General features: G+C 70.3%; 29 protein-coding genes and 1 pseudogene. 20 read left to right on the top strand and 10 right to left on the bottom strand.

The features are described 5' to 3' along the window. Positions 1-331 (bottom strand): annotated as a pseudogene (locus ABT367_RS31445) (M56 family peptidase); the annotation flags it as partial. A 100-nt stretch (positions 332-431) separates the two neighbouring features. Beyond that, entirely contained in the window at positions 432-926 is a 495-nt protein-coding gene (locus ABT367_RS31440; RefSeq protein ID WP_434975580.1) for a DUF5134 domain-containing protein, read from the bottom strand. A 191-nt stretch (positions 927-1,117) separates the two neighbouring features. On the opposite strand from ABT367_RS31440, the gene ABT367_RS31435 reads away from it, so the two are divergent. The 4 genes from ABT367_RS31435 to ABT367_RS31420 all read left to right on the top strand — a co-directional run bounded on the left by ABT367_RS31435 (position 1,118) and on the right by ABT367_RS31420 (position 3,575). Further along, positions 1,118-1,474, top strand: a complete 357-nt coding sequence (locus tag ABT367_RS31435) for a hypothetical protein (RefSeq protein ID WP_352256667.1) — start codon at positions 1,118-1,120, stop codon at positions 1,472-1,474. Positions 1,475-1,579: 105 nt separating this feature from the next. Next, entirely contained in the window at positions 1,580-2,167 is a 588-nt protein-coding gene (locus tag ABT367_RS31430) for a TIGR03086 family metal-binding protein (protein WP_352256666.1), read from the top strand. A 65-nt stretch (positions 2,168-2,232) separates the two neighbouring features. Next, positions 2,233-3,081: an aminoglycoside 3-N-acetyltransferase gene (aac(3), locus tag ABT367_RS31425; protein WP_352256665.1), complete on the top strand. Its 849-nt coding sequence runs from the start codon at positions 2,233-2,235 to the stop codon at positions 3,079-3,081. Positions 3,082-3,107: 26 nt separating this feature from the next. Further along, positions 3,108-3,575: an NUDIX domain-containing protein gene (locus ABT367_RS31420; protein ID WP_352256664.1), complete on the top strand. Its 468-nt coding sequence runs from the start codon at positions 3,108-3,110 to the stop codon at positions 3,573-3,575. A 112-nt stretch (positions 3,576-3,687) separates the two neighbouring features. On the opposite strand, the gene ABT367_RS31415 is transcribed toward ABT367_RS31420, so the two are convergent. Beyond that, positions 3,688-4,824 carry a PQQ-dependent sugar dehydrogenase gene (locus ABT367_RS31415; RefSeq protein ID WP_352256663.1) on the bottom strand — a complete coding sequence of 379 codons (1,137 nt, stop codon included), beginning with the start codon at positions 4,822-4,824 and terminating at the stop codon, positions 3,688-3,690. A 223-nt stretch (positions 4,825-5,047) separates the two neighbouring features. On the opposite strand from ABT367_RS31415, the gene ABT367_RS31410 reads away from it, so the two are divergent. After that, positions 5,048-5,509, top strand: a complete 462-nt coding sequence (locus ABT367_RS31410; protein WP_352256662.1) for a hypothetical protein — start codon at positions 5,048-5,050, stop codon at positions 5,507-5,509. Positions 5,510-5,596: 87 nt separating this feature from the next. Here ABT367_RS31410 and ABT367_RS31405 read toward each other — a convergent pair whose 3' ends face one another. Beyond that, positions 5,597-5,983, bottom strand: coding sequence for a VOC family protein (locus ABT367_RS31405; RefSeq protein ID WP_352256661.1), 387 nt, complete (start codon positions 5,981-5,983; stop codon positions 5,597-5,599). A gap of 78 nt (positions 5,984-6,061) precedes the next feature. Here ABT367_RS31405 and ABT367_RS31400 point away from each other — a divergent pair, with 78 nt between their 5' ends. Continuing rightward, entirely contained in the window at positions 6,062-6,607 is a 546-nt protein-coding gene (locus ABT367_RS31400) for a GNAT family N-acetyltransferase (RefSeq protein WP_352256660.1), read from the top strand. A gap of 34 nt (positions 6,608-6,641) precedes the next feature. On the opposite strand, the gene ABT367_RS31395 is transcribed toward ABT367_RS31400, so the two are convergent. Next, a complete protein-coding gene (locus ABT367_RS31395; RefSeq protein WP_352256659.1) occupies positions 6,642-7,325 on the bottom strand; it encodes a glycerophosphodiester phosphodiesterase in 684 nt (227 codons plus the stop codon). A gap of 402 nt (positions 7,326-7,727) precedes the next feature. After that, the gene (locus tag ABT367_RS31390) at positions 7,728-8,315 is read right to left on the bottom strand and encodes a PadR family transcriptional regulator (RefSeq protein WP_352256658.1); all 588 of its coding nucleotides are present in this window, start codon (positions 8,313-8,315) and stop codon (positions 7,728-7,730) included. Between the two features lie 141 nt (positions 8,316-8,456). On the opposite strand from ABT367_RS31390, the gene ABT367_RS31385 reads away from it, so the two are divergent. The 7 genes from ABT367_RS31385 to ABT367_RS31355 all read left to right on the top strand — a co-directional run bounded on the left by ABT367_RS31385 (position 8,457) and on the right by ABT367_RS31355 (position 15,329). Then, complete coding sequence (locus ABT367_RS31385; RefSeq protein WP_352256657.1) at positions 8,457-9,608, top strand: LLM class flavin-dependent oxidoreductase; 1,152 nt, start codon at positions 8,457-8,459, stop codon at positions 9,606-9,608. Continuing rightward, on the top strand, positions 9,605-10,621 hold the full coding sequence (locus tag ABT367_RS31380; RefSeq protein WP_352256656.1) for an alpha/beta hydrolase: 1,017 nt from the start codon (positions 9,605-9,607) through the stop codon (positions 10,619-10,621). Before ABT367_RS31385 ends, ABT367_RS31380 begins: the two co-directional genes overlap by 4 nt. 81 nt (positions 10,622-10,702) lie before the next feature. After that, a complete protein-coding gene (locus tag ABT367_RS31375; protein ID WP_352256655.1) occupies positions 10,703-12,100 on the top strand; it encodes a DUF6421 family protein in 1,398 nt (465 codons plus the stop codon). Positions 12,101-12,123: 23 nt separating this feature from the next. Beyond that, positions 12,124-12,873 (top strand): SDR family oxidoreductase, encoded by a 750-nt coding sequence (locus tag ABT367_RS31370; protein WP_352256654.1) that lies wholly within the window; start codon positions 12,124-12,126, stop codon positions 12,871-12,873. Then, the gene (locus tag ABT367_RS31365; protein ID WP_352256672.1) at positions 12,870-13,949 is read left to right on the top strand and encodes a threonine aldolase family protein; all 1,080 of its coding nucleotides are present in this window, start codon (positions 12,870-12,872) and stop codon (positions 13,947-13,949) included. The genes ABT367_RS31370 and ABT367_RS31365 overlap by 4 nt, the downstream gene beginning before the upstream one ends. An 85-nt stretch (positions 13,950-14,034) precedes the next feature. Then, the gene (locus ABT367_RS31360) at positions 14,035-14,634 is read left to right on the top strand and encodes a transglutaminase-like domain-containing protein (protein ID WP_352256653.1); all 600 of its coding nucleotides are present in this window, start codon (positions 14,035-14,037) and stop codon (positions 14,632-14,634) included. Between the two features lie 8 nt (positions 14,635-14,642). Further along, on the top strand, positions 14,643-15,329 hold the full coding sequence (locus ABT367_RS31355; protein WP_352256652.1) for a B3/B4 domain-containing protein: 687 nt from the start codon (positions 14,643-14,645) through the stop codon (positions 15,327-15,329). Between the two features lie 14 nt (positions 15,330-15,343). On the opposite strand, the gene ABT367_RS31350 is transcribed toward ABT367_RS31355, so the two are convergent. After that, entirely contained in the window at positions 15,344-16,072 is a 729-nt protein-coding gene (locus tag ABT367_RS31350) for a lysophospholipid acyltransferase family protein (RefSeq protein WP_199549472.1), read from the bottom strand. A 277-nt stretch (positions 16,073-16,349) separates the two neighbouring features. On the opposite strand from ABT367_RS31350, the gene ABT367_RS31345 reads away from it, so the two are divergent. Continuing rightward, positions 16,350-16,670 (top strand): thioredoxin family protein, encoded by a 321-nt coding sequence (locus tag ABT367_RS31345; RefSeq protein WP_352256651.1) that lies wholly within the window; start codon positions 16,350-16,352, stop codon positions 16,668-16,670. An 86-nt stretch (positions 16,671-16,756) separates the two neighbouring features. Further along, positions 16,757-17,290: a flavin reductase family protein gene (locus tag ABT367_RS31340; protein WP_352256650.1), complete on the top strand. Its 534-nt coding sequence runs from the start codon at positions 16,757-16,759 to the stop codon at positions 17,288-17,290. Positions 17,291-17,313: 23 nt separating this feature from the next. Here ABT367_RS31340 and ABT367_RS31335 read toward each other — a convergent pair whose 3' ends face one another. Further along, entirely contained in the window at positions 17,314-17,706 is a 393-nt protein-coding gene (locus ABT367_RS31335; protein WP_352256649.1) for a hypothetical protein, read from the bottom strand. A gap of 418 nt (positions 17,707-18,124) precedes the next feature. On the opposite strand from ABT367_RS31335, the gene ABT367_RS31330 reads away from it, so the two are divergent. Continuing rightward, on the top strand, positions 18,125-18,910 hold the full coding sequence (locus ABT367_RS31330; RefSeq protein ID WP_352256648.1) for an electron transfer flavoprotein subunit beta/FixA family protein: 786 nt from the start codon (positions 18,125-18,127) through the stop codon (positions 18,908-18,910). 108 nt (positions 18,911-19,018) lie between these two features. After that, positions 19,019-19,981, top strand: coding sequence for an electron transfer flavoprotein subunit alpha/FixB family protein (locus ABT367_RS31325; protein ID WP_352256647.1), 963 nt, complete (start codon positions 19,019-19,021; stop codon positions 19,979-19,981). Between the two features lie 58 nt (positions 19,982-20,039). On the opposite strand, the gene ABT367_RS31320 is transcribed toward ABT367_RS31325, so the two are convergent. Next, on the bottom strand, positions 20,040-20,870 hold the full coding sequence (locus ABT367_RS31320; RefSeq protein WP_434975579.1) for an endonuclease/exonuclease/phosphatase family protein: 831 nt from the start codon (positions 20,868-20,870) through the stop codon (positions 20,040-20,042). A 140-nt stretch (positions 20,871-21,010) separates the two neighbouring features. On the opposite strand from ABT367_RS31320, the gene ABT367_RS31315 reads away from it, so the two are divergent. Both ABT367_RS31315 and ABT367_RS31310 read left to right on the top strand, forming a co-directional pair. Then, a complete protein-coding gene (locus tag ABT367_RS31315; RefSeq protein ID WP_352256646.1) occupies positions 21,011-22,300 on the top strand; it encodes a DUF6986 family protein in 1,290 nt (429 codons plus the stop codon). Positions 22,301-22,380: 80 nt separating this feature from the next. Then, positions 22,381-24,090: a serine/threonine-protein kinase gene (locus ABT367_RS31310; RefSeq protein WP_352256670.1), complete on the top strand. Its 1,710-nt coding sequence runs from the start codon at positions 22,381-22,383 to the stop codon at positions 24,088-24,090. Between the two features lie 193 nt (positions 24,091-24,283). Here the strand turns inward: ABT367_RS31310 and ABT367_RS31305 are convergent, their stop codons facing one another. Further along, complete coding sequence (locus ABT367_RS31305) at positions 24,284-25,324, bottom strand: LacI family DNA-binding transcriptional regulator (protein WP_352256645.1); 1,041 nt, start codon at positions 25,322-25,324, stop codon at positions 24,284-24,286. A 229-nt stretch (positions 25,325-25,553) separates the two neighbouring features. Here ABT367_RS31305 and ABT367_RS31300 point away from each other — a divergent pair. Then, positions 25,554-26,186 (top strand): ROK family protein (locus ABT367_RS31300; RefSeq protein ID WP_352256669.1); only part of this gene is annotated, 633 nt, incomplete at its 3' end.

Below are 26,186 nucleotides of genomic sequence, written 5' to 3'. Positions count from 1 at the left end.
CGCGGGTCAGCATCGCCCCGGTCCACAGGCCCCCGCAGGCAAGGAGGACGGCGACGGTGGCCGCCCACGGGCCGCCCGCCCCGAGCGCGTACGCCTCGACGACGCCGTGCGGAGCGGGTGCGAAGACGTGTCCGCGCACCTGCTGCCAGGCTCCCGCGGCGCTGAGCAGCATCGACAGGAGGCAGCACAGGAGCACTGCCGCGATCACGCACTGCCACATCCACAGCGCCACGACCGGCTCGCGCTCCGGCCATCTGGCGCGCGCGAGCAGACGGGGTGCCAGAACGGCGGTGAGCGCGCCGAGCACCAGCAGGGCGGCAGGGACCATCATGCCGCCCAGCCTATTTGGGCTCGCTACCGGGCGGTACGGGCCGCACAGGCAAGTGACGGACGCCACGAACCGTATGCCGGAAACATCCGTTGTGACCGCTTCACATCGTCAGCAGCATCGCGAACATCGCGATCCCCATCGACAGCCTGCACGCCATCGCCAGCTCGGTCCGGTCGCCCCACCCGGTGACCGTCGCCGTGACCGGCGCCCCGCCGGTTGCCGCGGGCATCAGCCGCAGCCCCGAGCGCAGCACGTACGCGGCGTAGTACACGAGCAGCGCACCGGTCAGCAGCGGCACGCCCGCCGAGCCGTGGTGTCCGCCGCCGGAGGTCATGGCCAAGGACATGTAGACCATCGCCAGCGCACCGACCAGGTGGTGCACATGGTGCGCGGCCCTGCGCGCCCGCATCACTTCGTACGCGGCCGCTGCACCGAAGACGGCGACGTACGCCCACCACAGCGCGGCGGGCGGCGTGAGGACCGCGGCGGGCACAGCCATCAGCGCCATCGCGAACCCCATCAGCGCCTCACCGCCCGCGCCCGTGCGCTGCTCGTCCAGTGAACTGCGCATCCGCAGCAGGCAGTACGCCCCCATCCCCAGACATAACGCGACGAGCAGCCAGCCTGCCGACGCCGGTCCGTGCACCGGGCACCTCCCCGTTCGACGGTGTCGTGAGGTCGATGCCCGCAGTCGTGGGGTCGTACGCGGCGCACGGGTGTACACAGGGGAGCGCAATGGGGGAGCCCTGGAGCGGGGCGCGGGTGTGAGCGGCGGTGGGGGAAGCGGTGGCGACGGATCCGATCGGCTTGCTGGTCGTGGCGACCGGGGTCGTGCTCGTGCTGGTCGGCCTGCTCTGGCGGGGGAGGCTCCGCCGGCCGTTCGATCCCATCCGCGCGCGCCTCGCGCAGGAACGTCTCTTCGCCCAACGCCTGCGCAGAGCGGCCGATATGGCGATCGTGGCGGCCCGGCGCCAGGCCGCCCCCGACGAACCGGCCATCATCCGCGTCGACGACGTCATCCGCGTCATGTCCGCCCAGTTCGGCCACCACCCCGTGCCGCGCGATCTGGCGGCGCAGGCGCTGCGGGAGCGCTTCGAGGCCGGCGCCTGCCGGACGGACTGCCTGACGGACGCGTTCGACTGACAGAGCACTCGAGCGACTGACAGAGCACGCGCGGCGCATCCGTTGTCCGGACATCGCTTTTCTGCCAAGGTGACCTCCCCTGCCCGGAATCGGAGAGGTGGCACCATGAGCGCATCCACGAACTGGCCCGTCCTCGCCCAGTCCCACGAAGCTCTGCTCACCGCCGTCCGCGGCGTCGCCCCGGGTGACTGGGACCGGCCCACGCCGTGCAGTGAGTGGAATGCCACCCAGGTTCTTCAGCACGCGGCAGGTGACCAACTCGGCTACGCCGCCTTCCTCGGTGAGGGCACCGGTCCTTCCGAGGACCCGTTCGCGCCCTCCGGGAAACTGGGCGACGAGCCGGCGGCGGTGGCCGAGGCGGCGGTGCGCGCCGCCGCAGAGGCCTGGTCGCGGATTCCCGTGGACCAGGCGGAAGTCCCCGTACCGCTGCCGCCGAACAAGATGTCCGCCGCGCTCGGGGCGAACGCCTGCGCGCTGGACGCCGCTGTGCACGCCTGGGACATCGCGGTCGCGACCGGCCAGGAGTCACCGCTGACCGTCGAGCTCGCGGCCGAACTCCTCGACGCCGCCCGGCAGTTCGTCGAGCCGCTGCGGGCCTTCGCCTTCGCCCCGGTCGTGCCGGCGCAGCCGGGGGACGACGCGGTGGAGGAGCTGCTGAAGTACCTGGGACGGCGCCCGGACTGGACCGCCTGAGCATTCGCCCGTACGGGAGCCAGTAAGCGTTCGCCCGCGAGGGACCGTACGACTACGTTGTGGGCGTGGATGAACTCGCCCTCCTGAAGCGCTCCGAAGGCCCTGTCACCCGCGCCCGTCTCGTGCGCGACCTGAGCGCGCTCGGACTGCACGCAGGCGACACGGTGATGTTCCATACGCGCCTGTCCGCCCTCGGTTACGTCACCGGCGGCTCGCGGACGGTCATCGACGCCTTGCGTGAAGTCGTGGGCGAACAGGGCACGTTGATGGTCACGTGCGGCTGGAACGACGCGCCGCCGTACGAGTGGACCACCTGGCCGGCCGAGTGGCAGGAGGAGATCCGCGCCGGGCATCCGGCCTTCGACCCGGAACGCTCCGAGGCCGACCACTCGTACGGCCGGCTGCCCGAAGCGCTGCGCCTGCAGCCGGGCGCCGTGCGCAGCCGCCACCCCGACGCGAGCTTCGCCGCACTGGGCGCGGCGGCGCACCGGCTGATGGACGACCACCCCTGGGACGACCCGCACGGTCCCGGCACCCCGCTCGCGCGACTGGTCGAACTGGGCGGCAAGGTCCTCCTGTTGGGCGCCCCGCTGGACACGCTGACGCTTCTGCACCATGCGGAGGCGCTGGCCGAGGCGCCCGGCAAGCGCTTCGTGGACTACGAGCAGCCGATCGAGATCGACGGCCGCAGGGTCTGGCGTCGCTTCCACGACATCGACTCGTCCGAGGGTGCCTTCGACTACACATCTGTGGTCGGCGAGGAGCGGGACGCCTTCGAGGTCATCGCCGAAGACTTCCTCGCCGCAGGGGGCGGAGTGAAAGGGCACGTCGGGGCGGCAGCGAGTCATATGTTCGACGCGCGCGACCTCACGGCCTTCGGTGTGCGGTGGCTGGAGACGAAGCTGCGGCGGTGAGCGCCACCGGCTGTTTTACTGAGGCGATGACCGAGAAGCGCAGCGCAGGACTGCTGCTCCACCGCGGCACGGCAGGGCGGACCGAGGTCCTCCTGGGGCATATGGGCGGGCCCTTCTGGGCCCGGCGCGATGCCGGTGCCTGGTCCATTCCCAAGGGCGAGTACGAACCGGACGAGGCCCCGATGGACGCGGCGCGCAGGGAGTTCGAGGAGGAGCTCGGAGTCCCGCCGCCCGCGGGACCCTACGAAGCGCTGGGGGAGACGCGGCAGGCGAACGGCAAGATCGTCACGGTCTGGGCGGTGGGGGCGGACCTCGACCCGGCGTGCGTCGTGCCGGGCACTTTCTCGATGGAGTGGCCCAAGGGCTCCGGTCGGATGCAGGAGTTCCCGGAGCTGGACAAGGTCGCCTGGTGGTCTCTCGACGAGGCGCCGGTGAAGCTGGTCAAGGCGCAGGCGGTCTTCCTGACACGGCTCGCGGAACTGCTCGACCGCTGAGCGGGACTGCTCGACTGCTCAGCGGATCCGGTCGCCGCGTGAGCGGATCCGACGGACCGCTGACGGGACGCGCTGCCGAGGGGCAGCGCGTCCCTGATCACCGGTTCCGACGTCAGGCGGGATCGACCCGGAACACGCTGCCGCTCTGCGCCAGCACGTACAGCTCGCCGTTGCAGCCTTCGGCGAACGAGATGACCTCCCCGCCGCTGACACCCAGGTCACCGACACCGGTCACCTTGCCGTTCTCCATCTGCAGGGTGCGCAGGGTGCCGTCGCAGTAGTCGCTGAACACGTACTGCCCTTGCAGGGCCTTGATGGACTCGCCCCGGTACACGAACCCACCGGTCACCGAGCAGCCGAGACCGGTGCGGTCGTACTCGTGAACCGGCGGCACATGGTTCGCGGGCTCCGTGCCGCCGCGGAACGGATGGGTGCCCTCCATCTGTGACCAGCCATAGTTCTCCCCGCCCTTGCTGCTCGCCGGAGCCCAGTCGATCTCCTCCCAGTCGCTCTGGCCGACGTCGCCGATGAGCAGATCGCCTTTGTCGGAGTCGAAGGAGAACCGCCAGGGATTGCGCAGTCCGTACGCCCAGATCTCGTCCCTGGCGGCGGGGTCGCCGACGAACGGGTTGTCCTTCGGGATCGCATACGGCGTGCCGCCCCGCGGATCGATCCGCAGCAGCTTGCCGAGCAGGGTGTCGAGGTTCTGACCGTTGCCGTGCGGATCGCCGCCCGAGCCGCCGTCGCCCAGCGCGATGTAGAGATAGCCGTCGGGGCCGAACCGGATGTCACCGCCGTTGTGGTTCGCGTACGGCTGGGCCTGGGTGAGGACGGTGCGCCGGGTGTCCGGCACGATCCTGCCGCTGCGCACCGCGAACTCGTCGATGGTGCTGGTGCCTTCGAGGTTCGTGTACGAGATGTAGAAGTGCGTGAACCGGGGGCTGAACGCGATGCCGAGCAGGCCGCGTTCGCCGTCGGTGGTGGTCTCGTCGGAGATGTCGAGCACGGTCTTGCCGAGCCCTTGCTTGCCCAGGACCCTTACGGTTCCCGCGCGTTCGGCGACCCAGAGGGTGCCGCCAGGACCGGCGGTGCCGGCGATCGGATTCTGGGCCTTGGCCACTTCGGTGAGGGCGACCGGTGGGGCTTGGGCCGGAGCTTCGGACTCGTCGGCGGAGGCCGTGGAGAGGGCTAAGGAAGCGGCGAGGCAGATGGTGCCGATGACCGCCGAGGTTCTGGTGCGAACGTTCACCGTGATCCTCCTGGAGGCGAGGCGACGATGGGGGTACCCGGCTGCTGGGGGCAGTGTGCGGTGGAATCGCCCGTGCCAGCACGCAACGTGGGTGGGGGGAGGTGCTACTGGCCACGGATGAGGATACGGGGATGACGGTGATTGGTGTAGACCAAGGGGCCACGTGTTGGCGGCGGGCCCGCACGAACGGAACCGCTCTCGCATCCGCCCACGTCAACCTTGCATGCGCTCACTCACCCGCACCCTGCCCGCAGCGGCCCTCGCGCTCCTTCTGTGCGGGTGCGGCTTCCTCGACGGGGGCGACAGTCCGGGAACGCGCACCGGATTCGTCGAGCTGGGCCCCCTCCAGGCACCGTCACGGGAGAACCTGCGGCCCACGCGACTCGGCCCCGAGGGCGACGCCGACCGGATGTACGCGGCACTCGAGGCGGCGAAGGCGGCCAACCTGCCGCAGGCGCACGAGGAGTTGACCGCCCGGCCCTCCGAGGGCGAGACCGGCCTGGCCTTCGTCCTGCCCGGCTGCCAGAACACCGGGGCCCGCCTGGAGGTGGACGACGGTGTCGTATCGGCGGACCTCACGGGCGCCGAGAACGTGAACTGCGGTCAGGCGGAGTACTTCCTGGCCACGTTCACGATCGAGCAGGGCGAGCTGCCTGAGGACTGGACCTTCGAGAACAGCGCGTAGCGCCCGTCAGGGCCGGTACCTCAGCGGGTCACGGCCGGTACCTCGAGGTAGTGCCTGTCACGGCCGGTACCTCAGAGGTAGCGCCCGTCACGGCCGGTACCTCAGCGGATGCTCCGCCGGCACCTCCACCACCGCGATCCGCACCCCGTCGGGATCGGCGATCCACATCTCGATCAGACCCCACGGCTCCAGCTTCGGCTCGCGCAGCACCCGTACGCCCTTGCCGCTGAGTTCTCCGTACGCCGCCGAGGCATCGGCGACCTGGATCCACAGCTGCATCCCCGGGGCGGGCGGCCGGTCCGCGCGACCGGAGACCTCCAGGTATCCGCCGCCCAGGAAGTACACGGTCCCGCGCTCGGCCCCCGTGCCGAACTCGCGATAGATCTCCAGACCCAGCGCGTCCCCGTAGAACGCGCGGCTGCGCTCGGGATCAGTGGGACGCAGAAGCACACGGCTGCTCAGTACATGGACCATGCTCGTCGAGGCTAGCGCGCCCGGGTTACGCTCACGCCCGACCGCACATGGATCCGAAACCCGTGAAAGGCGCACCCGATGGACGCCCGCCCCGCCGCCGGTGAACTCACCTTCCGCGATGCCACCCACGCCGACATCGACCCGCTCGTCGCGCTGATCGAATCCTCGTACCGCGGGGATGCGAGCCGTTCCGGCTGGACCACCGAGGCGGATCTGCTCGACGGTCAGCGCACCGACCCCGACGGGGTCCGGGAGGTCATCGACGCCGCGGGCAGCCGGCTGGTCGTCGCCCTGCGCGGGGAGGATCTCGTGGCCTGCTGCCAGCTCGAGAACCGGGGCGACGCCGCGTACTTCGGCATGTTCTCCGTACGGCCCGGGCTGCAGGGCGGGGGCCTCGGCAAGGCCGTGCTCGCCGAGGCGGAGCGGTTCGCCGGCGAGGAGTGGCGGGTGCGCGAGATGCATATGACGGTGATCGCCCAGCGCGAGGACCTCATCGCCTGGTACGAGCGGCGCGGCTATCGCCGTACGGGCAAGTTCACGCCCTTCCCGTACGGCGATGAGCGCTTCGGTGTGCCGCTGAGGCCGGACCTGAAGTTCGAGCTCCTGGTGAAGCCGCTCGTCTGACGGCCTGCGGTGGCGGTGGCGGCCGGGCTCCGGGTCAGGCGGTGAAACGGCCCGTGCGTTTGATCTCCGGGTAGTCCGTCGTCGCGCCGTCGAGTTGCAGGGCGCGCACCAGGCGCAGGTGGTCCTGGGTGTTGACCACCCAGCCGATCACCCGCAGATCCGCCTTGCGGGCCAGCTCCACCGTCTCGAGTGTGACGCGCCGGATGTTCAGCGCGAGCGCCTGCGCGCCCACCGCCACGGCACGGTCCACCACATCGGTGCCGTAGCGGCTGGCGATCAGTACCGTGCGTACCCCCGGTACCAGTTTGGCGATCTCCGCGACCGCCTCGTCGTGGAACGAGCTGACCTCGACGCGCCCGACCAGATCACGCCGGTGCATCACCTCGGCGAGCGCCCGTGCGGCCGCGACGTCCTTGATCTCGGCCTGCAGCGGAGCGCGCACCGCATCGAGGACCTCCTCGAAGACGGGGACGCGCTCGCCTTGGCCCGCGTCGAGTTCGCGCAGTTCGGCCAGGGTCTTCTCGGCGATCGGGCCGCGCCCGTCGGTGGTGCGGTCCACGTCGGTGTCATGCATGACGACCAGCGCGCCGTCCTTGCTCAGATGCAGATCGAGCTCGATGGCATCGAGCCCGGCACGCTGCGCGGCGATGAAGGAGCGGAGAGTGTTCTCGGGTTCCACACCCATGATTCCGCGATGACCGATGGTGACGAAGTTCAAGGTTCACTCGCTTCCGTCGACGGGCGGCTCTCAAGCTGTCTGTGCTCGTCCGCGTGGTTGCGGTCCCACGCCCCACACGGCAGCCCGCAGCCTAACGGCCCGTTGAAGACATGTACCCGGATGCGCGGGGCGAAACGGAGGCGTCCGCTCGCGCTCCGGCGATGCCCAGGATCAGGCCGGTGATCACGGCGGCGACAAGAACGGCACGGGTACTCACGGTGGCGGCGCTCCGACAGACAGTGGGGGTGGGACCCCTGTCCTAGCGCTGGTTCGCCCCGTGCGGCGAATCCGTGTCACCCGCGCGTGGGCGAGTCCTGTGCGCTTTGACGCGACAGCATTACTGCGGCGTCGGCGCAGCGCCAAGTCACTTCGGCGTCGGCGCAACGCTACGTCGGCGCAGCGCTACGTCGGCAGCTCGTCCAGATCCGCCAGCATCGCCTCGGCCAGCTCGAGCTCCGACTTCAGGCGCCGCTCGCTCCACCTCAGCGCTATCTGCGGATGCGCCCACGCCTCGACGCCCTCGGCCTGCGCGCTCGCGTCCACGACTTCCTTCAACTCGCCCTTGGTGCGGGCGATGTGCTCGACCACGAGCTCGCGCAGATGCTCCGGCGAGGTCAGGTGCCCGAGCCAGACCCGCAGCAGCAGCGGATGCTTGAGCACCGCGGCGCCCGCGTCCTGCGCCGAGCCGGCCCAGTCGGCCAGCGCGCCGCGCCCCAAGGCGGTGATCGCGTACGTGCGCTTCGTCCGCGGCTCCTCCGGCCCTGAACGCCGTGAGGTCACGTATCCCAGGGACTCGAGCCGCCGGAGTTCCGCGTAGATCTGGCTGATCGCCGGGGACCAGTAGAAGAACCGCAGCGAGGCATCGGCCCACTTCTTCAGCTCGTACCCCGTCCGCTCGCCCGGGAACGAGAGCAGCCCGAGCACCGCCCACGCGGTCGCCGGCAGGGCGCGGTCCGCAGGGGGCGGCACGGACGTGTGCTGATCAGCCATGCGCGCATTCAAGAGGGGCCGGTCCGCGGATGCAATGCCTGTGCCGTATCCCTTGCCACTTCGAGACCTGACGGCTAGTCATATAGCTATTAGGCATATGGCGCCGGGTGCCCGCCAGGGGCCCAACTCCCAGGAGGAACAGTGAAGTTCTCCGTGATCTTCGAGGCCCAGCTGGCCGACCCGACCGTGGAGCGCGAGCACCAGGTGATCCGCGACTGTGTGGAACAGGCCGTCCACGCCGAGGAGATGGGCTTCGACCGGATATGGGCCGTCGAGCACCACTCCCTCAAGTGGTACGCGCACATGAGCGCCCCCGAGATCTTCCTCACCTGGGTCGCGGCGAAGACCAGCACCATCCGCATCGGGCACGGCGTGGTCTGCATGCCCTTCAACTTCAACCACCCCGCCCGCGTCGCCGAACGCGCCGCGATGCTCGATCTGCTCTCCGGCGGACGGCTCGACCTCGGAGCGGGGCGCGGTGGCACCGAACAGGAGACCTCGCTGTGCGGCGTCGACAAGGACCGCACCACCCAGGAGGTCGAGGAGGCGCTCAGGATCATCGGCAAGGCCTGGCAGGAGGACGAACTCGAGTACCACGGCGAGCTGATCGACATCGATCCGCACCCGATCCTGCCCCGTCCGCGGCAGACCCCGCACCCGCCGCTCTTCCTCGCGTGCAGCCGTACCGACACCCTGCGTCAAGCTGCCGAACTCGGCATCGGCGCTTTGGTGATGGGGTTCGCGGGACCCGAGTCCATCAAGGAGATGCGCCAGGCCTATGACGCGGCGGTGGACGCACGCGACGGCGGACGCTTCGTCTCCTCTGTCGTCAACGACCACTTCTCCGTACTGTGTCCGACGATCGTGCTCGACGACCGTGAGAGGGCACAGCGCATCGGCATCCGAGGACAGCGCTTCTTCGCGCAGTCCATCGGGCACTGGTACGGCGGAGCGGGGATCCCGGACGAAGCCGTGGTGGAAGGGGCCGACGAGGCCGCTGCCATGCGCGAGGCCGCCGAGCAGGTCGTGGCACGGCTGAACGAGCACCACATCCCGGTGCGCCCCACCGCGACGGCCACCTTCAACGCGGACCACGCCTACGGCACCGCCGACGACGCCATCGCCTACGTCGAGCGGCTCCGCGACGCGGGCGCCGACGAGATCATGTGCCTGATCCAGATGGGCACGGTGCCCCAGGAAGCCTGCATGGAGACCATCCGGCAGTGGGGCGAGAAGGTCATCCCGCACTTCCGCGACGAGCGGCGCGAGCAGCGCCTGGAGGAGAGCCGATGAGCACCGAAGCCGTTCCGGGGCAGGACCGCCTGACCCCCGAGGCCCGCGCCCTTGCCGATCTGATGAGCGCCGTCTTCCCCGATCTCGGGGGCGCGGTCACGGACGCGGCCGAGGCCCGCGGCATCCTGGCCGCGAACCCGAAGCCCCCGTGGGAGCCGCCGGCGGTCGGTTCGGTCGAGGACCGCACGATCCCCGGCCCGCCCGGTGCTCCCGAGATACCCGTACGCATCTATCTGCCCGACCCCGTCGAGGCCCCAGGGCCCCGCCCCACCGTGGTCTTCCTGCACGGAGGCGGGTTCGCGGTCTGCGATCTGGACACGCACGACGGCACCGCGCGCGGGATCTGCCGAGGTGCGGGCGCGGCCGTCGTCTCGGTGGACTACCGGCTCGCGCCCGAGCACCCCTTCCCGGCCGCTGTCGACGACGCGTACGCCGCGCTGCTCTGGGCCGCCGAGCACGTGGCCGAACTCGGCGGTGAGCCGGGCGCCTTGGTCGTCGCGGGCGACAGCGCGGGCGGCAATCTCTCCGCCGTCACCGCGCAGACCGCCCGGGACGGCGACGGACCGGCTCTCGCGCTGCAGGTGCTCGTGTACCCGGTGGTCGACATGTCGCGGGAGTGGCCCTCGTACGAGACGAACGGGGACGGATATTTCCTCACCCGCGCACATATGCAGTGGTTCGACGAGCAGTACATCGGCGCGATCGCGCCGGCCGACCGCGCCGATCCGCGGATCTCGCCGCTCCATGGAGAGCTCGCCGGTCTGCCGCCCGCGCACATCGTGACCGCGGGCTGCGACCCCCTCGTCGACGAGGGGCTCGCCTATGCGGAGGCGCTGCGCGCGGCCGGCGTACCGGTCACGGAGGCGCACTTCGCGCAGGCGTTCCACGGATTCTTCGGGTTCGGCGAGCTGCTCGAGGACGCCCGTACCGCACTGGCGGGCGTCGTCACCGCGATCGCCTCGACCGTGACGGACAGGAAGAATTCCGGTGGACATGGGGGTGACGCAGGATAATTTCCCGAGGCCCCTCTTGTGGTGGAGAACCTCGCATGCATACGGTGTCTTTACGCGAGGTTCTCCCGTGGAGGAAGTGGCATGACGGAAATTCTTGTGCAGGACGCAATCGGGGGAGCTGTTCCTCCCGCGGACCGGGTGGTGGACCACCCGGCCTGGCCCATGCTCAAGGATGCGGTCGAAACGCTCAGGGTCTGGCAGTCCGCGGACGGTTCGGTCGACTTCACCGCCGAGGGTGCGCCCTCGAAGGGCGAGGTCAACTCCCAGGTGGACCGGGTCATTTCGGGCGTGGAGCAGCTGGCGCCGATGCTGCCGCACGACGCCGCGTATCTCACCGCGCTCACCGGCGACCTGCGCCGCTGGGCGGCCGACGGCTGTGAAGTCCCGGACTTCCTGGACTCGTTGCTGGCCTTCCAGCCCGCGGCCCACCGAGCCGACGGACTGCAGCACCTCGTGGTCTTCCCGATGTACACGCAGAACGGCAACCCGGACCGCAACTTCGAGGCCGTCGTCCTCAAGATGGTCTGGCCGGAGTGGCTCGCCGAGCTCGAGCGCACCCGCTATGACAACCCGCTGTTCTGCGGCATCACCTTCGAGGACTTCACCTCGGGTTACGACACCAACTCCGCGGTCCTGTTCCCGGAGACCATCGCCGTGCGCGAGGCCCCCGAGCGGTTCAGCTGGGGCGGCATCTTCTGCGACCGCGAGGCCGCCCGCTTCCGCCGGGTCACCGAGGCCGCCGTCGGCATTCTCGGGCTCGAACTGCCCGCGGACATCCAGGAGATGATCGGCGACCAGGCCCGGTGCCAGGAGGCCTTCGTCCTGTGGGACATGGTCCACGACCGCACCCACAGCCACGGCGATCTGCCCTTCGACCCCTTCATGATCAAGCAGCGCCAGCCGTTCTGGATGTACGGCCTGGAGGAGCTGCGCTGCGACCTCACCGCCTTCAAGGAGGCCGTGAAGCTGGAGGCCGAGGGCGTACCGCAGGCCCGCGACGTGCAGTTCGCCGTGCTGTTCGACCGGATGTTCCGCTTCCCGGTGACCGGCGAGCGCGTGCGCAACTACGACGGACTCGGCGGCCAGCTGCTCTTCGCGTATCTGCACCAGCACGACGTGGTGCGCTGGACGGACAACAAGCTGCACATCGACTGGCAGCGCGCCCCGCAGATCACCAACCAGCTGTGCGGCGAGATCGAGGACCTGTACCGGGCCGGCATCGACCGCCCGAAGCTGGTGCACTGGTTCGCCGCGTACGAGCTCGTCTCGCGCTATCTGTCGCCGCACCCGGGCTCGCGCTGGGCCAAGGGCCCCGAGGCGCTTGACACCAGCCTGCCGCCGCGCAAGCTCGTCGACGAGGTGCTTCCGGACGAGTTTCCGCTGAGCCTGTTCTATGAGGCGCTGTCCAAGAAGCTCAAGAACGTGATCGCCTCGACCCGGGGGATCACCGCGGAGAGCGCTGAGCGGGTGGCCGCGTGAGCCATCGGCCGGAGGTGAGGGCCATGAACGGTAACGGAGCACTCAATGGCGCCGTGATCGCCGTCGCGGGAGCCGCCGGAGCGGCCGGGCGCGCCACCCTGCTGCGCCTCGCCGAGGCGGGCGCGACCGTCGTGGCCTCCGACGCGGACGCCAGCCGCCTCGCCGAGGCCGTGGACGCTGCGCGCTATGCGCACGGCGGTGCCACGGTCACCGGTGACACCGTCGACCTGCTCGACCTCGACGCGGCCAAGGACTGGGCCGCGCGCACCGAGAAGGAGTTCGGCCGGATCGACGGCCTGGTACACCTCGTGGGCGGCTGGCGCGGCAGCTCGTCGTTCATGGAGACCGACCTCGAGGACTGGAAGTTCCTCGACCAGCTCCTGATCCGCACAGTGCAGCACACCTCGCTCGCCTTCCACGACGGACTGCTGCGCAGCGACTTCGGCCGCTATGTGCTGATCAGCGCCGCGGGTGCGAGCAAGCCCACCGCGGGCAACGCCGCGTACGCCGCCTCCAAGGCGGCCGCGGAAGCCTGGACCCTGGCCCTCGGTGACGCCTTCCGCAAGGCGGGGGGCGAGCAGGGTCCGTCGGCGGCGGCTGTCATCCTGATCGTGAAGGCGTTGGTGCACGACGCGATGCGCGCCGAGCGCCCGAACGCGAAGTTCGCGGGCTTCACGGACGTCAAGGAGCTGGCCGAGGCCATCGCCGGAGTCTGGGAGCGGCCCGCCCAGGAAGTGAACGGAAAGCGCCTGTGGCTGACCGAGCAGCCGTGACCCCGGCGAACCCTCCGAAAACGGACGCCAAGCGCCACCACGATCCCGAGATACGCGGCTTCGCGAGCGACAACTACGCGGGTGCGCACCCCGAGGTCCTGGCGGCCCTCGCCCTCGCCAACGGCGGCCACCAGGTCGCCTATGGCGAGGACGACTACACCGCGCATCTGCAGCAGCTGATCCGCGCCCACTTCGGCGCGAGCGCCGAGGCCTTCCCGGTGTTCAACGGCACCGGCGCCAACGTCACGGCGCTGCAGGCGCTCACCGACCGTTGGGGGGCGGTGATCTGTGCGGAGAGCGCACACATCAACGTCGACGAGTGCGGGGCGCCCGAGCGGGTCGGCGGCCTGAAGCTGCTGACCGTCCCGACGCCCGACGGCAAGCTCACGCCCGAGCTGATCGACCGGGAGGCGTTCGGCTGGGACGACGAGCACCGGGCGATGCCGCAGGTCGTCTCGATCACGCAGAACACCGAACTGGGCACCCTGTACACGCCCGAGGAGATCCGCGCGATCTGCGACCATGCCCACGAGCGGGGCATGAAGGTGCACCTGGACGGTGCCCGGCTGGCCAACGCGGCCGCCTCGCTCGACGTCCCGATGCGCACCTTCACCTCGCGCGCCGGCGTCGACGTCCTCTCTCTCGGCGGCACCAAGAACGGCATGCTCTTCGGTGAGGCGGTCGTGGTCCTGAACCCGGACGCGGTCAGCCACATGAAGCATCTGCGCAAGCTGTCCATGCAGCTCGCGTCCAAGATGCGCTTCGTCTCGGTGCAGTTGGAGGCGCTGCTCGCCAAGGACCTGTGGCTGCGCAACGCCCGTCATGCCAACGAGATGGCGCAGCGCCTGGCCGAAGGCGTGCGTGCGGTGCACGGCGTCGAGATCCTGCACGAGGTCCAGGCCAACGCGGTCTTCGCCAGGCTCCCGCACGACGTCAGCCGGCGCCTGATGGAGCGCTACCGCTTCTACTTCTGGGACGAGGCCGCGGGCGACGTCCGCTGGATGTGTGCCTTCGACACGACGGAGGACGACGTGGACTCCTTCCTGGCGGCGCTCAAGGAAGAGATGGCGCGCTAGTCGCTCACCGCAGGTAGTGCATAGGTATGCGATCGAACGTAAAGGCATTGACCTGCGTTCGGTCGCATACCTATGCTCGCGTGCCATGCAGCTGATCCAGCAAAACCCCGACCTCTCTGCGTACTTGGCGGCCGATGACGTCATCGATCATCGTCATCCGCTCGTACGGGAGACCGCTGCGCGTCTCGCGAAAGAGGCCGCAGATTCATATGCATACGCTCGCGCGGCCTTCGAGTTCGTGCGCGACACCATCCCGCACTCCGCCGACAGCGGGGACATGAGGGTGACCTGGCGGGCTTCCGACGTCCTGGAGCAGGGCACCGGCATCTGTCACGCGAAGGCCCACGCGCTGACCGCGCTGCTGCGAGCCGAGGACATCCCGACCGCCCTCTGCTACCAGCGCCTCGCCTATGACGCCGGTACGGGCTGGTGTGTCCACGGCCTGATCGCCGTCCGTTTCCGCGGAGCCTGGCATCGGCAGGATCCCCGCGGGAACAAGCCGGGCATTGACGCCCAGTTCTCGCTCGACGGCGAGCGGCTTGCCTGGGTGCCCGATGCGGAGTCCAGCGAGGTGGACTATCCGGTACTGTTTGATGTACCGCACCGGGTGGTGCTCGACGCTTTGCGCAAGGCTCCGGACCGCCCGTACCTGTGGGAGAACCTTCCGGACTCGCTCATTCTCTAAGGCAGGCCATGCCCGTCCAGCTCACTGTCTCCGACGATGTCCGTGCGCTCGCGCCCGGCTTCCACCACATCGCCATCGAGGCGTACGACCTCGTGAACACGCCCAGCACGGAGGCCACTTCGGCTCTTCTCGACGACGCCGTGCGTCGGCTCGCCGAGCGGCTCGACGGGCGCGCCCCGCACGAGGACCCGCACATGGCGGACTGGCGCGCGGCCTACACCGCCTTCGGCGCCAAGCCCAACCGCACGAGGAACTCCGCGGAGGCGCTGGCGAAGAGGGCGCTGAGCGATGCGGGGCTTCCCCGGATCAACACGCTGGTCGATGTCTACAACGCGATCAGCGTGGCCCATCTGATCCCGGTCGGCGGCGAGGATCTCGACCGGATCCAGGGCGGCATGCGGCTCATCCGTGCGTCCGGGGCCGAGGACTTCGTGACCGTCGTCTCCGGGGAGCAGGTCGTGGACCATCCGGAGGCGGGCGAGGTCGTCTGGTGCGACGACCAGGGGGTGACGTGCCGCCGCTGGAACTGGCGGCAGGGCCCCCGCACTTGCCTCGACGACACCTCGACGAACGCCCTGTTCCTCCTGGAGGGCATGGGCGAGAACGCGGGCCTCGAAGCGGCCGGCGCGGAACTGGCCGAACTGCTCGAGAAGTTCAGCCCCGGGGCCCAGCTCACCGTGCGGGCCCCGGAGTAAAGCGGAAGCGGTACTCAGCCGGCCTCGGCCTCTCGCGCCTGCGCGGGCGCCGGGGCCGTGCCGCCGAGGTGCGCGGGCACCCACCAGGTGTCGTCCGCGCCCTTGGGGCGTACGGGATAGGCGCGCTGAGCCGCCTCCAGGAGCTCCTGGACGCGGTCCTTGAGGCGCCGCGTGATCGCGCCCGCGAACTGGTCCTTCGGAGCCTCGATCGGCTCGCCCACGCGAATGGTGACGGGGATGTGGGAGCGCTTGAAATTGCGCGGCCGCCCCTTGGTCCACACCCGCTGCGTGCCCCACAGCGCCACCGGGATCAGCGGGACGCCGGCCTCCTGCGCCATGCGCGCGGCACCCGACTTGAAGCTCTTCAAGGTGAACGAGGTGGAGATCGTCGCCTCCGGGAACACCCCGATGACCTCGCCCTTGCGCAGCGAGTCCAGGGCGTGGGCGTAGGCCAGCTCGCCCTGCGCGCGGTCCACCGGAATGTGCTTCATCCCGCGCATCAGCGGCCCGGAGATCTTGTGGCGGAACACCGAGTCCTTCGCCATGAACCGCACCAGACGCTTCTGCGGACGGGCCGCGAGCCCGGCGAACACGAAGTCCATGTAGCTGATGTGGTTGCTGACCAGGACTGCCCCGCCCGTACGCGGAATGTGCTCCGAGCCCTTGAGGTCGATCTTCAGATCCAGCGCCTTGAACATGGTCAGCGCTGCTCCGATGACCGGGCGATAGACGAGTTCTGCCATGGGTGAGGGAGACCCTTCCGTTGGCCTGGGACGGGGTCTCCCGGGCTCGAACTTACGCGCCCGTAGGTTTCAGGGCTTGGCGAGATCGTGCCCCATGCCGACCGGAACAGCCACCCTGAACGCCCCGGGTGGCGAGAGATTCTCATCACGTACGCAAGCGGAACTCTCTGCGTACATCGGTGAACCTCCCTCAGGGCGCGCCGCAGGCCCGGGAATCTTTGCGGTCGGCGGAGCGCTGCACTTGGCGAAGTTCCCTCGACACGGCAGGAGAAACACGGTGCAGCCAGGCCGGGTGGCACTCTCGGAGCGGGAGTTGGGGACCGCGTTGGGGGAGCGGGCCACGCTCGTGCAGTTCTCCAGCGCGTTCTGCCAGCCGTGCCGGGCGACCCGGCGGGTGCTGGCGGAGGTCGCCGCGATGGTCTCCGGGGTCGGGCACATCGAGATCGACGCCGAGGACCATCTGGAGCTGATGCGGCAGCTGGAGATCGAGCGCACCCCGACGGTGCTGGTCCTCGACGCCGGGGGCCGCGTCGTACGGCGGGCCAGTGGCCAGCCGCGGAAGGCCGATGTGATCGCCGCGCTCGGGGCGGCGGTATGACGGAGGCCGGGAAGCGCCCCGTGAGCCTTCTCCCAGATCTCCGGGGCGACTTGACTGCATCGGACACGTATCGAAAGCCTGAGGGCATGTCGATCGAGTACGCCGTGCCCGCGCAGCCCACCGGGAACACCCCGCCCGTTCAGCCGGGCTCGCCCGAGCTGCTGCGCGCGGTGTTCCGGCGGCATGCGGCCGGTGTCGCGGTGATCACCGCGCAGGGGGAGCGGCCCGTCGGCTTCACCGCCACCTCGCTCACCTCCGCCGCCGCGGAGCCGCCCCTGATCTCCTTCGTCGTCGCCACGGGCTCCTCCAGCTGGCCGGCGATCGCGGGGAGCGACCACATCGGCGTGCACATACTCGGGGAGCATCAGCGCGACCTGGCCGCGCGGTTCGCCCGCAGCGGCGCGGACCGGTTCGCCCCGCCCACCTCGTGGCACGAGGGTCCGCACGGGGTCCCGGTCCTGGACGGTGTCCTGGCCTGGCTCACCTGTCGCATCCTGGCCCGCGTCCCGGCCGGCGATCACCGTCTGATCGTGGCCGAGGTCGTCGCGGGCGACGCGTCGGGCGAGGGAAGCCCGCTGCTCTACCACGGGGGCGCTTTCAACGGCCTGCGCGAGGCCTGACGGGCGGGGCGGCGGCCGGCCGCTCAGCTGTTCATCTCGGTCCACGACGTGATGGTGCCGTCGGGCGTCAGCTTCACATGGACGCCGTCGTTCAGAGTCAGCTCGCCCATCTCCACGGCCGTGATCGTCCCGAGGTGCGCCCTGCCGAGGAACAGCTCGGCCTGGTGGCCCCTCTTCGCGAGCTTGTAGACCTTCGCGCTCATCCCGCCCTTGAGCTTCACCGTCTTCACGTACGTGCGCTTCGCGTGCGGCGGCGCCTGGTTGACCTCGTTGCCGTGTGCGTCGGAGAGCGAGGCCGTGCCGCACCGGGGCGCAGCGGGCTGGTCCTGGCCGAGTGCGAAGGCGCCCGCGGCGGAGCAGCCGATGGCCACGGTGGCGGTCAGGGTGACGATGGCGGTGCGCAGGTGCGTACGCATGAGGGTGCTCCCTTCAATGAGTGGGACGGCCCGCCCGGAGGGGTTTCCGGGCGGCCCGTTACCCGGCTTTTGACGGTAGATGGGGCGTATTGCCGTCCTTGTGCGATCTTGTAACGGGCTTCACGCGCTCACGGCGCGGTCCTCGCACGAGCGCGTCACGGAGCCGTGCGGTCCGGTGTGTGGCGGCTCACGTCCCCTCGTGCCGCACACGCGCCACCTGCATTGACACTCTGTGCCACCGTTGGGAAGGTCACAGTTCCAAGCGCTTGCTCAGCGGGTAAGTGCGAGGTGTACTGACTAGTAACATTCCGAGCGGAGCGCGGGCCGCCCCGTCCGGGATCCGCCGCTCCAGGCGCCTATGCTGCCTGGTACGAGGCAGCAGCCAGCCCAGTCAAGACGATGCAGTAGGAGAGCCGGCGTGAGCTTGAGGATCGTTGTCTGTGTGAAGTACGTGCCCGACGCCACCGGCGACCGGCACTTCGCCGATGACCTGACCGTCGACCGCGAAGACGTCGACGGCCTGCTTTCGGAGCTCGACGAGTACGCGGTGGAGCAGGCGCTCCAGATCGCCGATGAGGCGGACGACGCCGAGATCACCGTGCTTACCGTCGGTCCCGAGGACGCCAAGGACGCGCTGCGCAAGGCGCTGTCGATGGGCGCCGACAAGGCCGTTCACGTCGAGGACGACGACCTGCACGGCACCGACGTCATGGGCACCTCGCTGGTGCTGGCCAAGGCGATCGAGAAGACCGGCTACGACCTGGTCATCTGCGGTATGGCCTCCACCGACGGCACCATGGGCGTGCTGCCGGCGATCCTGGCCGAGCGTCTGAACGTCCCGCAGGTCACGCTGCTCTCCGAGGTCTCCGTCGAGGACGGCACCGTCAAGGGCCGCCGTGACGGCGACACCGCCTCCGAGCAGCTCGAGGCCGCGCTGCCGGCCGTCGTGTCGGTCACCGACCAGTCGGGCGAGGCCCGTTACCCCTCCTTCAAGGGGATCATGGCCGCCAAGAAGAAGCCGGTCGAGGCGCTGGAGCTCGACGACCTGGACATCGACGCCGACGAGGTCGGTCTCGAGGGTGCCTGGACCGCTGTGGACTCCGCGGCCGAGCGTCCGGCCCGCACCGCCGGCACGATCGTCAAGGACGAGGGCGAGGGCGGCAAGCAGCTGGCCGCCTTCCTTGCGGAGCAGAAGTTCATTTAGGCACAGCCTCGCGAGCCAGAAGTTCATCCAGGCCCCTGCGTGGCCATGGCTCGCTGAGCCCGGCAACCGCCCCCAAAAGCTTCGTACTTGCAGGAGAGAAGAAGTCCCATGGCTGAAGTTCTCGTCTACGTCGACCACGTCGACGGTGCCGTCCGCAAGCCCACCCTGGAGCTGCTGACCCTGGCCCGCCGTATCGGCGAGCCCGTCGCGGTCGCGCTCGGCAACGGCGCCGCGGACACCGCGGCCGCGCTCGCCGAGCACGGCGCGACCCGCGTCCTGACCGCGGACGCCCCGGAGTTCGCCGACTACCTCGTCGTACCGAAGGTGGACGCGCTGCAGGCCGCGTACACGGCCGTGTCGCCGGTCGCCGTGCTCGTGCCGTCCTCCGCCGAGGGCAAGGAGATCGCGGCCCGTCTCGCGGTCCGTATCAAGTCCGGCATCATCACGGACGCCGTCGACCTCGAGGCCGGTGACGAGGGTCCGGTCGCGACGCAGTCCGCGTTCGCCGCCTCCTTCACCACCAAGTCCCGTGTCTCGCAGGGCACTCCGGTCATCACGGTCAAGCCCAACTCGGCCGCTGTGGAGGCCGCCCCGGCCGCCGGCGCCGTCGAGGCCCTCGAGGTCTCCTTCTCGGCCGCCGCGACCGGCACCAAGGTCGTCTCGCGCACCCCGCGTGAGTCGACCGGCCGCCCGGAGCTGACCGAGGCCGCGATCGTGGTCTCCGGTGGCCGTGGTGTCAACGGTGCCGAGAACTTCTCGATCATCGAGAAGCTGGCCGACTCGCTCGGTGCCGCTGTCGGTGCCTCGCGTGCCGCGGTGGACGCCGGCTGGTACCCGCACTCCAACCAGGTGGGCCAGACCGGTAAGTCGGTCTCGCCGCAGCTGTACATCGCCAACGGCATCTCCGGTGCGATCCAGCACCGCGCCGGTATGCAGACCTCGAAGACCATCGTGGCCGTCAACAAGGACGCCGAGGCCCCGATCTTCGACCTGGTCGACTACGGCGTGGTCGGCGACCTCTTCGAGGTCGTCCCGCAGCTGACCCAGGAGATCGAGACCCGCAAGGGCTGAGCTCGTCCCCGAAGGCCCCCGGGATCCGGTACGCGGATCCCGGGGGCCTTCGGCCTGTTCACGGAAGCGCGAGCCGCGCCCGTACGGGCAGGTGGTCGCTGGGGAACTGGCCGCCGAGCGAGAACGTGTCGATCTCGGCCGAGAGCGTGCGCACACCGGGTGAGGTGAGGATCCAGTCGATCCGGTCGCCGTCGGGGACCAGCGGCCCGTAGCCGTGGAAGGTCGCGTAGGCCGTGCCTCGCCGCTCGGCACTGTCCCAGCTGTCGGCGAGACCCGCGCCGAGCAGCGTGTCGTACACCGGATCCGCGTGGGCCGGCACGTTGAAGTCGCCGGTCAGGATCACCGGCAGGGACCCGTCGAGATCACCGAGCCGCGACGCGATGAGTTCGGCGGACCGTGTGCGGGCGAGCCGGCTGGACACGTCCAGGTGTGTGTTGACCACGTAGAACTCGCCCCCGGTCCACAGATCCCGCAGCCGCACCCACGTCACCATGCGGATCGAGCTGCCGCCCCAGGTGTTGGAGCCGATGACATCCGGGGTGTCCGAGAGCCAGTAGTGCTCGTACTCCACGGGAGCCAGTCGCCCGCTGTCGTAGAAGACCGCCATGAACTCGCCGCGGCTGCCACCGGAGCGTCCGGTGCCGATCCAGGCGTAGCGCCGGTCGAGGTCGGCTTCGATGTCTCGGAGCTGCTGGAAAAGGCCCTCCTGGGTGCCGATCACGGCGGGTCTTGTCGCACGGAGCAGTTCGGCCATGGCGGGGCGGCGCTCCGCCCAGCTGTTGGGGCGCTTGTCACCGGCGTGGCGGAGGTTGAAGGACATGACGTCGGTCGGCACGCGGACTCCTCGTGTTGCGGTCACGATGAGAGGGACGGGCTTCACGGTGACCATGCCCCGTTCGGCGGTGGCGCAAGAGGGTGTTGACCAGCGGGAAGGTCCCCGGATAACTTCGCTATACGGATTGTTGATTCCGTGGAGCGGAAACTTTCACGGTGAACGCTCAGCGGAACACGAAAGCGGAGGGTGCCGGAATGGGTCAGCAAGAGAAGGTGGCGACGAGCCTCGCGGGTGCGTTCAGCGAGGAGATCAGCGCTTCCCTCGCCCCGGTCGACGCGGAGCTCGAGCGCCGCTACCCGGGAGACCCCGGCACCCGTCAGCCCGTGCACACCGTCTATGTCCCCGGCGAGGTCTTCCAGGCCGACACCATACGGTCCTGGGGCGACCAGGCCCTCTCCTCCCTCGACGAGCACGCGCCGGACGCCGAGACCTTCGCCAAGGTGCTGGGTCTGAGCGACGAGCTTGCCGCACCGGTCTACGACCGCGTACGCGCCAAGCTGGAGCGCGAGCCGATCGAAGACCTCCGGGTCGACTTCGAGGACGGCTACAAGGGCAAGGACGAGGACGCCGACGCCGCCCGCGCCGCGCAGCTGATCGCCGACGCGTACAAGAACGGCACCGCCGCCCCGTACATGGGCATCCGCATGAAGTGCATGGAGGCCCCGGTCCGCGACCGCGGCATCCGCACCCTCGACGTCTTCCTCACCGGCCTGATGGAGGCCGGTGGTCTCCCCGAGGGCCTGGTCCTCACACTGCCGAAGGTGACCTACCCCGAGCAGGTCACCGCGATGGTGCGCCTGGTCGAGCAGTTCGAGAAGACCCGTGGCCTCGCCGCCGGCCGTATCGGCTTCGAGATCCAGATCGAGACCAGCCAGTCCATCCTCGGCGCCGACGGCACCGCGACCGTGGCCAAGATGATCGACGCCGCCGAGGGCCGCGCGACCGGACTGCACTACGGCACCTTCGACTACAGCGCCTGCCTCGGCGTCTCCGCCGCCTACCAGGCCAGCGACCATCCGGCCGCCGACCACGCGAAGGCCATCATGCAGGTGGCCGCGGCCGGCACCGGCGTCCGTGTCTCCGACGGCTCGACCAACGTGCTGCCCATCGGCACCACCGAGCAGGTCCACGAGGCCTGGCGCCTGCACTACGGTCTGACCCGCCGCGCCCTGGCCCGCGCGTACTACCAGGGCTGGGACATGCACCCCCGCCACATCCCGACGCGCTACGCCGCCGTCTTCGCCTTCTACCGCGAGGGCTTCGAGGCCGCCGCCAAGCGCCTCGCCGCGTATGCCAACCACGTGGACGGCGCCGTCATGGACGAGCCCGCCACCGCCAAGGCCCTGGCCGGCTACCTGCTGCGCGGCCTCGACTGCGGCGCCCTGGACACCGGCGAGGTCACCCGCCTCACCGGCCTCACCCTGGCCCGCCTCCAGACGTACTCGGGCCCGCGCCGAGCGGACCTCACCGCCTCCGCGAAGTAACTCCCGGCAGCCGGTCCGGCTGTCATCGCTGCCCCGTAGTCTGTACGCGAATCGACGCGTGACGGACGGACGGGGCAGTGGTGTCTTCGGGGGAGAACACGGGCGAGGGGCGGGTGCTCGCCGGCCGCTACCGGGTGGTGTCACAGCTCGGGCGCGGCGGCATGGGCGTCGTATGGCGCTGCCATGACGAGATCCTCGGCCGCGAGGTCGCGGTCAAGGAACTGCGTACCTATTCGGACGCGGCCGGACCCGAACTGTCGGCGCTGCGCGTACGGATGCAGCGCGAGGCCCGCGCCGCGGCCCGGGTCCGCCACCCCGGAGTCGTCGCGGTGCACGACGTGGTGGAGGCGGACGGCCGGCCGCTGATCGTCATGGAGCTGGTCGACGGCCCGTCCCTCGACGCGGTGCTGCGCGAACGGGGGCCGCTGAGCCCGCGCGAAGCGGCCGGCATCGGCGCCGAGGTGATGGACGCGCTGGCGGCCGCGCATCGCGCGGGAGTACTGCACCGCGACGTCAAGCCCGGCAACATCCTGCTGGCCGGCGACGGGCGCGTCGTCCTCACGGACTTCGGCATCGCCACGATGGAGGACCCGGGCGACGGCTCCTCCACCCATCTCACCCGCAGCGGCGAACTCGTCGGCTCCCTCGACTACTTGGCGCCCGAACGCGCACAGGGCCAGGACCCGGGACCCGCCTCCGATGTCTGGGCGCTCGGTGCCACGCTGTACGGCGCGGTCGAGGGCTCGGTGCCCTTCCGCCGCACCTCGACCTGGTCGACGCTGACCGCGATCGTGGTCGAACCGCTGCCGGAGCCGGTACGGTCCGGGCCGCTCACTCCCGTACTGCAGCTGCTCATGGCGAAGGACCCGCAGGCGCGCCCGGACGCGGACGGGGCGGCGCGGCTGCTGCGCGAGGTCGCGGACTCCGCGCCTGACGACGCACCCACCGCGGCGCTGCGGGCCGTGCCGAGTGTGCCGCCCGTGCCCACCGAAGTGAGCCGGCCGGGTCCGGTGCCGCCGGGGTTCGGGCCACCGGCCTGGCAGCAGCCCGACCCCGTCGTGACCTCCGCGCCCCCGCCTGAGCCGCGGCGCCGTGGCCGGGCCGCGCTGGTGGTCGCCGCGGCGGTTGCCGTTCTCGCGGCCGCGGGCGGCGGATATCTGCTCCTCGGCGATTCCGATACGCCGGGGAATTCGGCATCACAGCAGCGCACTCCGGGATCCGGCGCCGAGTCCTCGTCCTCGGACGGCAAGGCGCCGACGACGGACGAGGCATCGCCACGCGACAGCACCTCGCCGAAGCCGAAGGATTCCAAGGCGGCCGACAAGGAGTCGCCGACGCCCTCGAAGCCGGCCGGCGCCGACGGCGGCACCTCCGGTGGATCCGGCAACGGCGGTACGGACAGCGGCGGTTCGGGCAGCGGTGGCTCCGACTCAGGAGGCTCGGGCTCCGGCGGCTCCGACAGCGGCGGTACGGGCGGGGGAGCGGCGAGTGGCGGTGGTGATCCCGCGCCGATGTGCCAGCCGATCGGCGGCGGCAAGTACAACTGCCAGGTCTGGCGCACCGCCACGTCGTACACGGCATCCGGCAGCGAGGCCGGAGTTCTCAACGCCGGCACCAACTACTTCTACTGCCAGTCGAATCTGGGCCGCCGGGAGACCCACGGCGAGTGGACCAACGTGTGGTGGTCCAAGACCGACGACGACAGCGGCAACACCGACGTCTGGATCAGCGACGTCTACATCGAGGGCGGCGCCAACGATGCCCCGGTGCCGGGCCTTCCGGTCTGCTGAACCATTCAGCCCAACTCAGCCCCTACGGCGCTTGAGCAGATCTTTCAGCCCCTCCGGCGCTTGAGGAGATCCGAACGAAGTTCGGATGCGGGGCCTGGGGCGAAGCCCCGGTTTCGGGAAGGGGCGGGTAGGGGAAATCAGCCCGCCGCAGGCGCCACCCGCACCCACCCACCAACCACTCCGCCCGCACCCATTACCCAGCCGGCGGCACCTCGCCGGACCCCCGCGCGATCAGCCGCGTCGCCAACTCGATCCGCTCCGGCGCCACATCCTGCGCACCGTCAAGCCGCCTGAACAACCGCTCCGCCGCAGTCCGCCCCAACGCCGCCGCATCCTGCGCGACGACGCTCACGCCCGGCTGCAGCAGATCCGCCAGCTCGAAGTCGTCGAACCCGACCAGGGCCACCGGGCGGGACAGGCCGGCGAGGACCCGTACGACCGTGACGGTCACGCGGTTGTTGCCCGCGAATATGGCCGTCACCGGGTCGGGACCGGTCAGCATCGCCTCGGCCGCCGTACGCACTCGGCCCGCGTCGGTCGTGCCCAGGGACACCCAGGCGTCGTCGACCGCCAGACCGGCGTCCTCCATCGCCGCACGGTAGCCGCGCAGGCGCTCAGCCGCGGTGTGGATACGCGGCTGGTCGCCGATGAAGCCGATCCGCCGGTGCCCGTGGGCGATCAGATGCGCGACACCGTCCCGCGCCCCGCCGAAGTTGTCCGAGAGAACCGTGTCCGCCTCGATCCGCCCGGCCGGGCGGTCCACGAACACCGTGGCGACCCCGGCCTTGATCTCCGGCTCGAGATAGCGGTGGTCGTCACCGGCGGGAATCACCACCAGGCCGTCGACCCGGCGTGCGCACAGCGCCAGCGCCAACTCCTGTTCCCGGTCCGGGTCCTCGGCGCTCGACCCGTTGATCAGCAGCGCGCCGTGTGCCCGCGCCACCTCCTCGACCGCACGGCTCAGCGGCCCGTAGAACGGGTCGGCGAGATCCTCCAGTACGAGACCGATGCTCGCGGTCCGGCCCTTGCGCAGCACGCGCGCACTGTCGTTGCGCCGGAAGCCCAGCGCCTCGATGGCTTCCTGGACCCGGCGTTCGGTGTCGGGGGTCACCCCGGACTCTCCGTTGACGACCCGGGAGACCGTCTTGAGGCCGACTCCCGCGCGCGCGGCGACGTCCTTCATGGTGGGCCTGTTGCCGTAGCGGCTCTCGGTCCCCCTGGCTGTTTCCGCCACGTATGCCGTCCTGTCCTCAAGTGCTCGGTGCGCATGGTGTTTCGCCGTACGCGCCACCTGGCCGTGCCTGAACGACAGGACCTGGAGGGTTCGCATACGTGTGGCGTCGAGCATAGAGCCTAGACAACGTTGTCAGCCCGGGAGAGACTGTCGACCTGCCTCTGCGACCTGGAGAAGTTGTGTCTTTGGGGGCCAGGGGGAGCTCTCACCGACCAGGAGACCGACCGTGATGCAGAACCACCTCGTCGCCGCGCTCGACATCGGCGGCACCAAGATCGCCGGTGCGCTCGTGGACGGCGCCGGCCGGATCCTGGTCCGTGCGCAGCGTCCGACGCCCGCGCAGGAGGACGGTGACACGGTGATGCGCGCCGTCGAGCAGGTGCACGGCGAGCTCGCGGCCTCACCGCTGTGGGTGCGCGCGGAAGCCGTGGGTATCGGCAGCGCGGGTCCCGTGGACGCTTCGCTCGGTACGGTCAGCCCGGTCAACATCCCCGGCTGGCGCGGCTATCCGCTGGTGGACCGGGTCCGCCGGCTCACCGGCGGGCTGCCCGTCGAGCTGATCGGCGACGGGGTGGCGATCACGGCGGCCGAGCACTGGCAGGGGGCGGCCCAGGGGTACGACAACGCTCTGTGCATGGTCGTCTCCACCGGCGTCGGCGGCGGCCTCGTGCTCGGCGGGAAGCTGCATCCCGGGCCGACCGGCAACGCGGGTCACATCGGCCATATCAGCGTCGACCTCGACGGCGACCCGTGCCCGTGCGGCGCGCGCGGCTGCGTCGAACGGATCGCGAGCGGGCCGAACATCGCCCGCCGAGGTGTCACGGTCGGCGCCGGGCTGCCAGCCTCCGTCCAGCGCTCGGCG

Source organism: Streptomyces mesophilus, from assembly GCF_040300965.1.
GTDB classification, from domain to species: Bacteria; Actinomycetota; Actinomycetes; order Streptomycetales; family Streptomycetaceae; genus Streptomyces; species Streptomyces mesophilus_A.
Note: the sequence above shows the minus strand (reverse complement) of the source record. Positions and strands in the feature narration are given on the sequence as shown.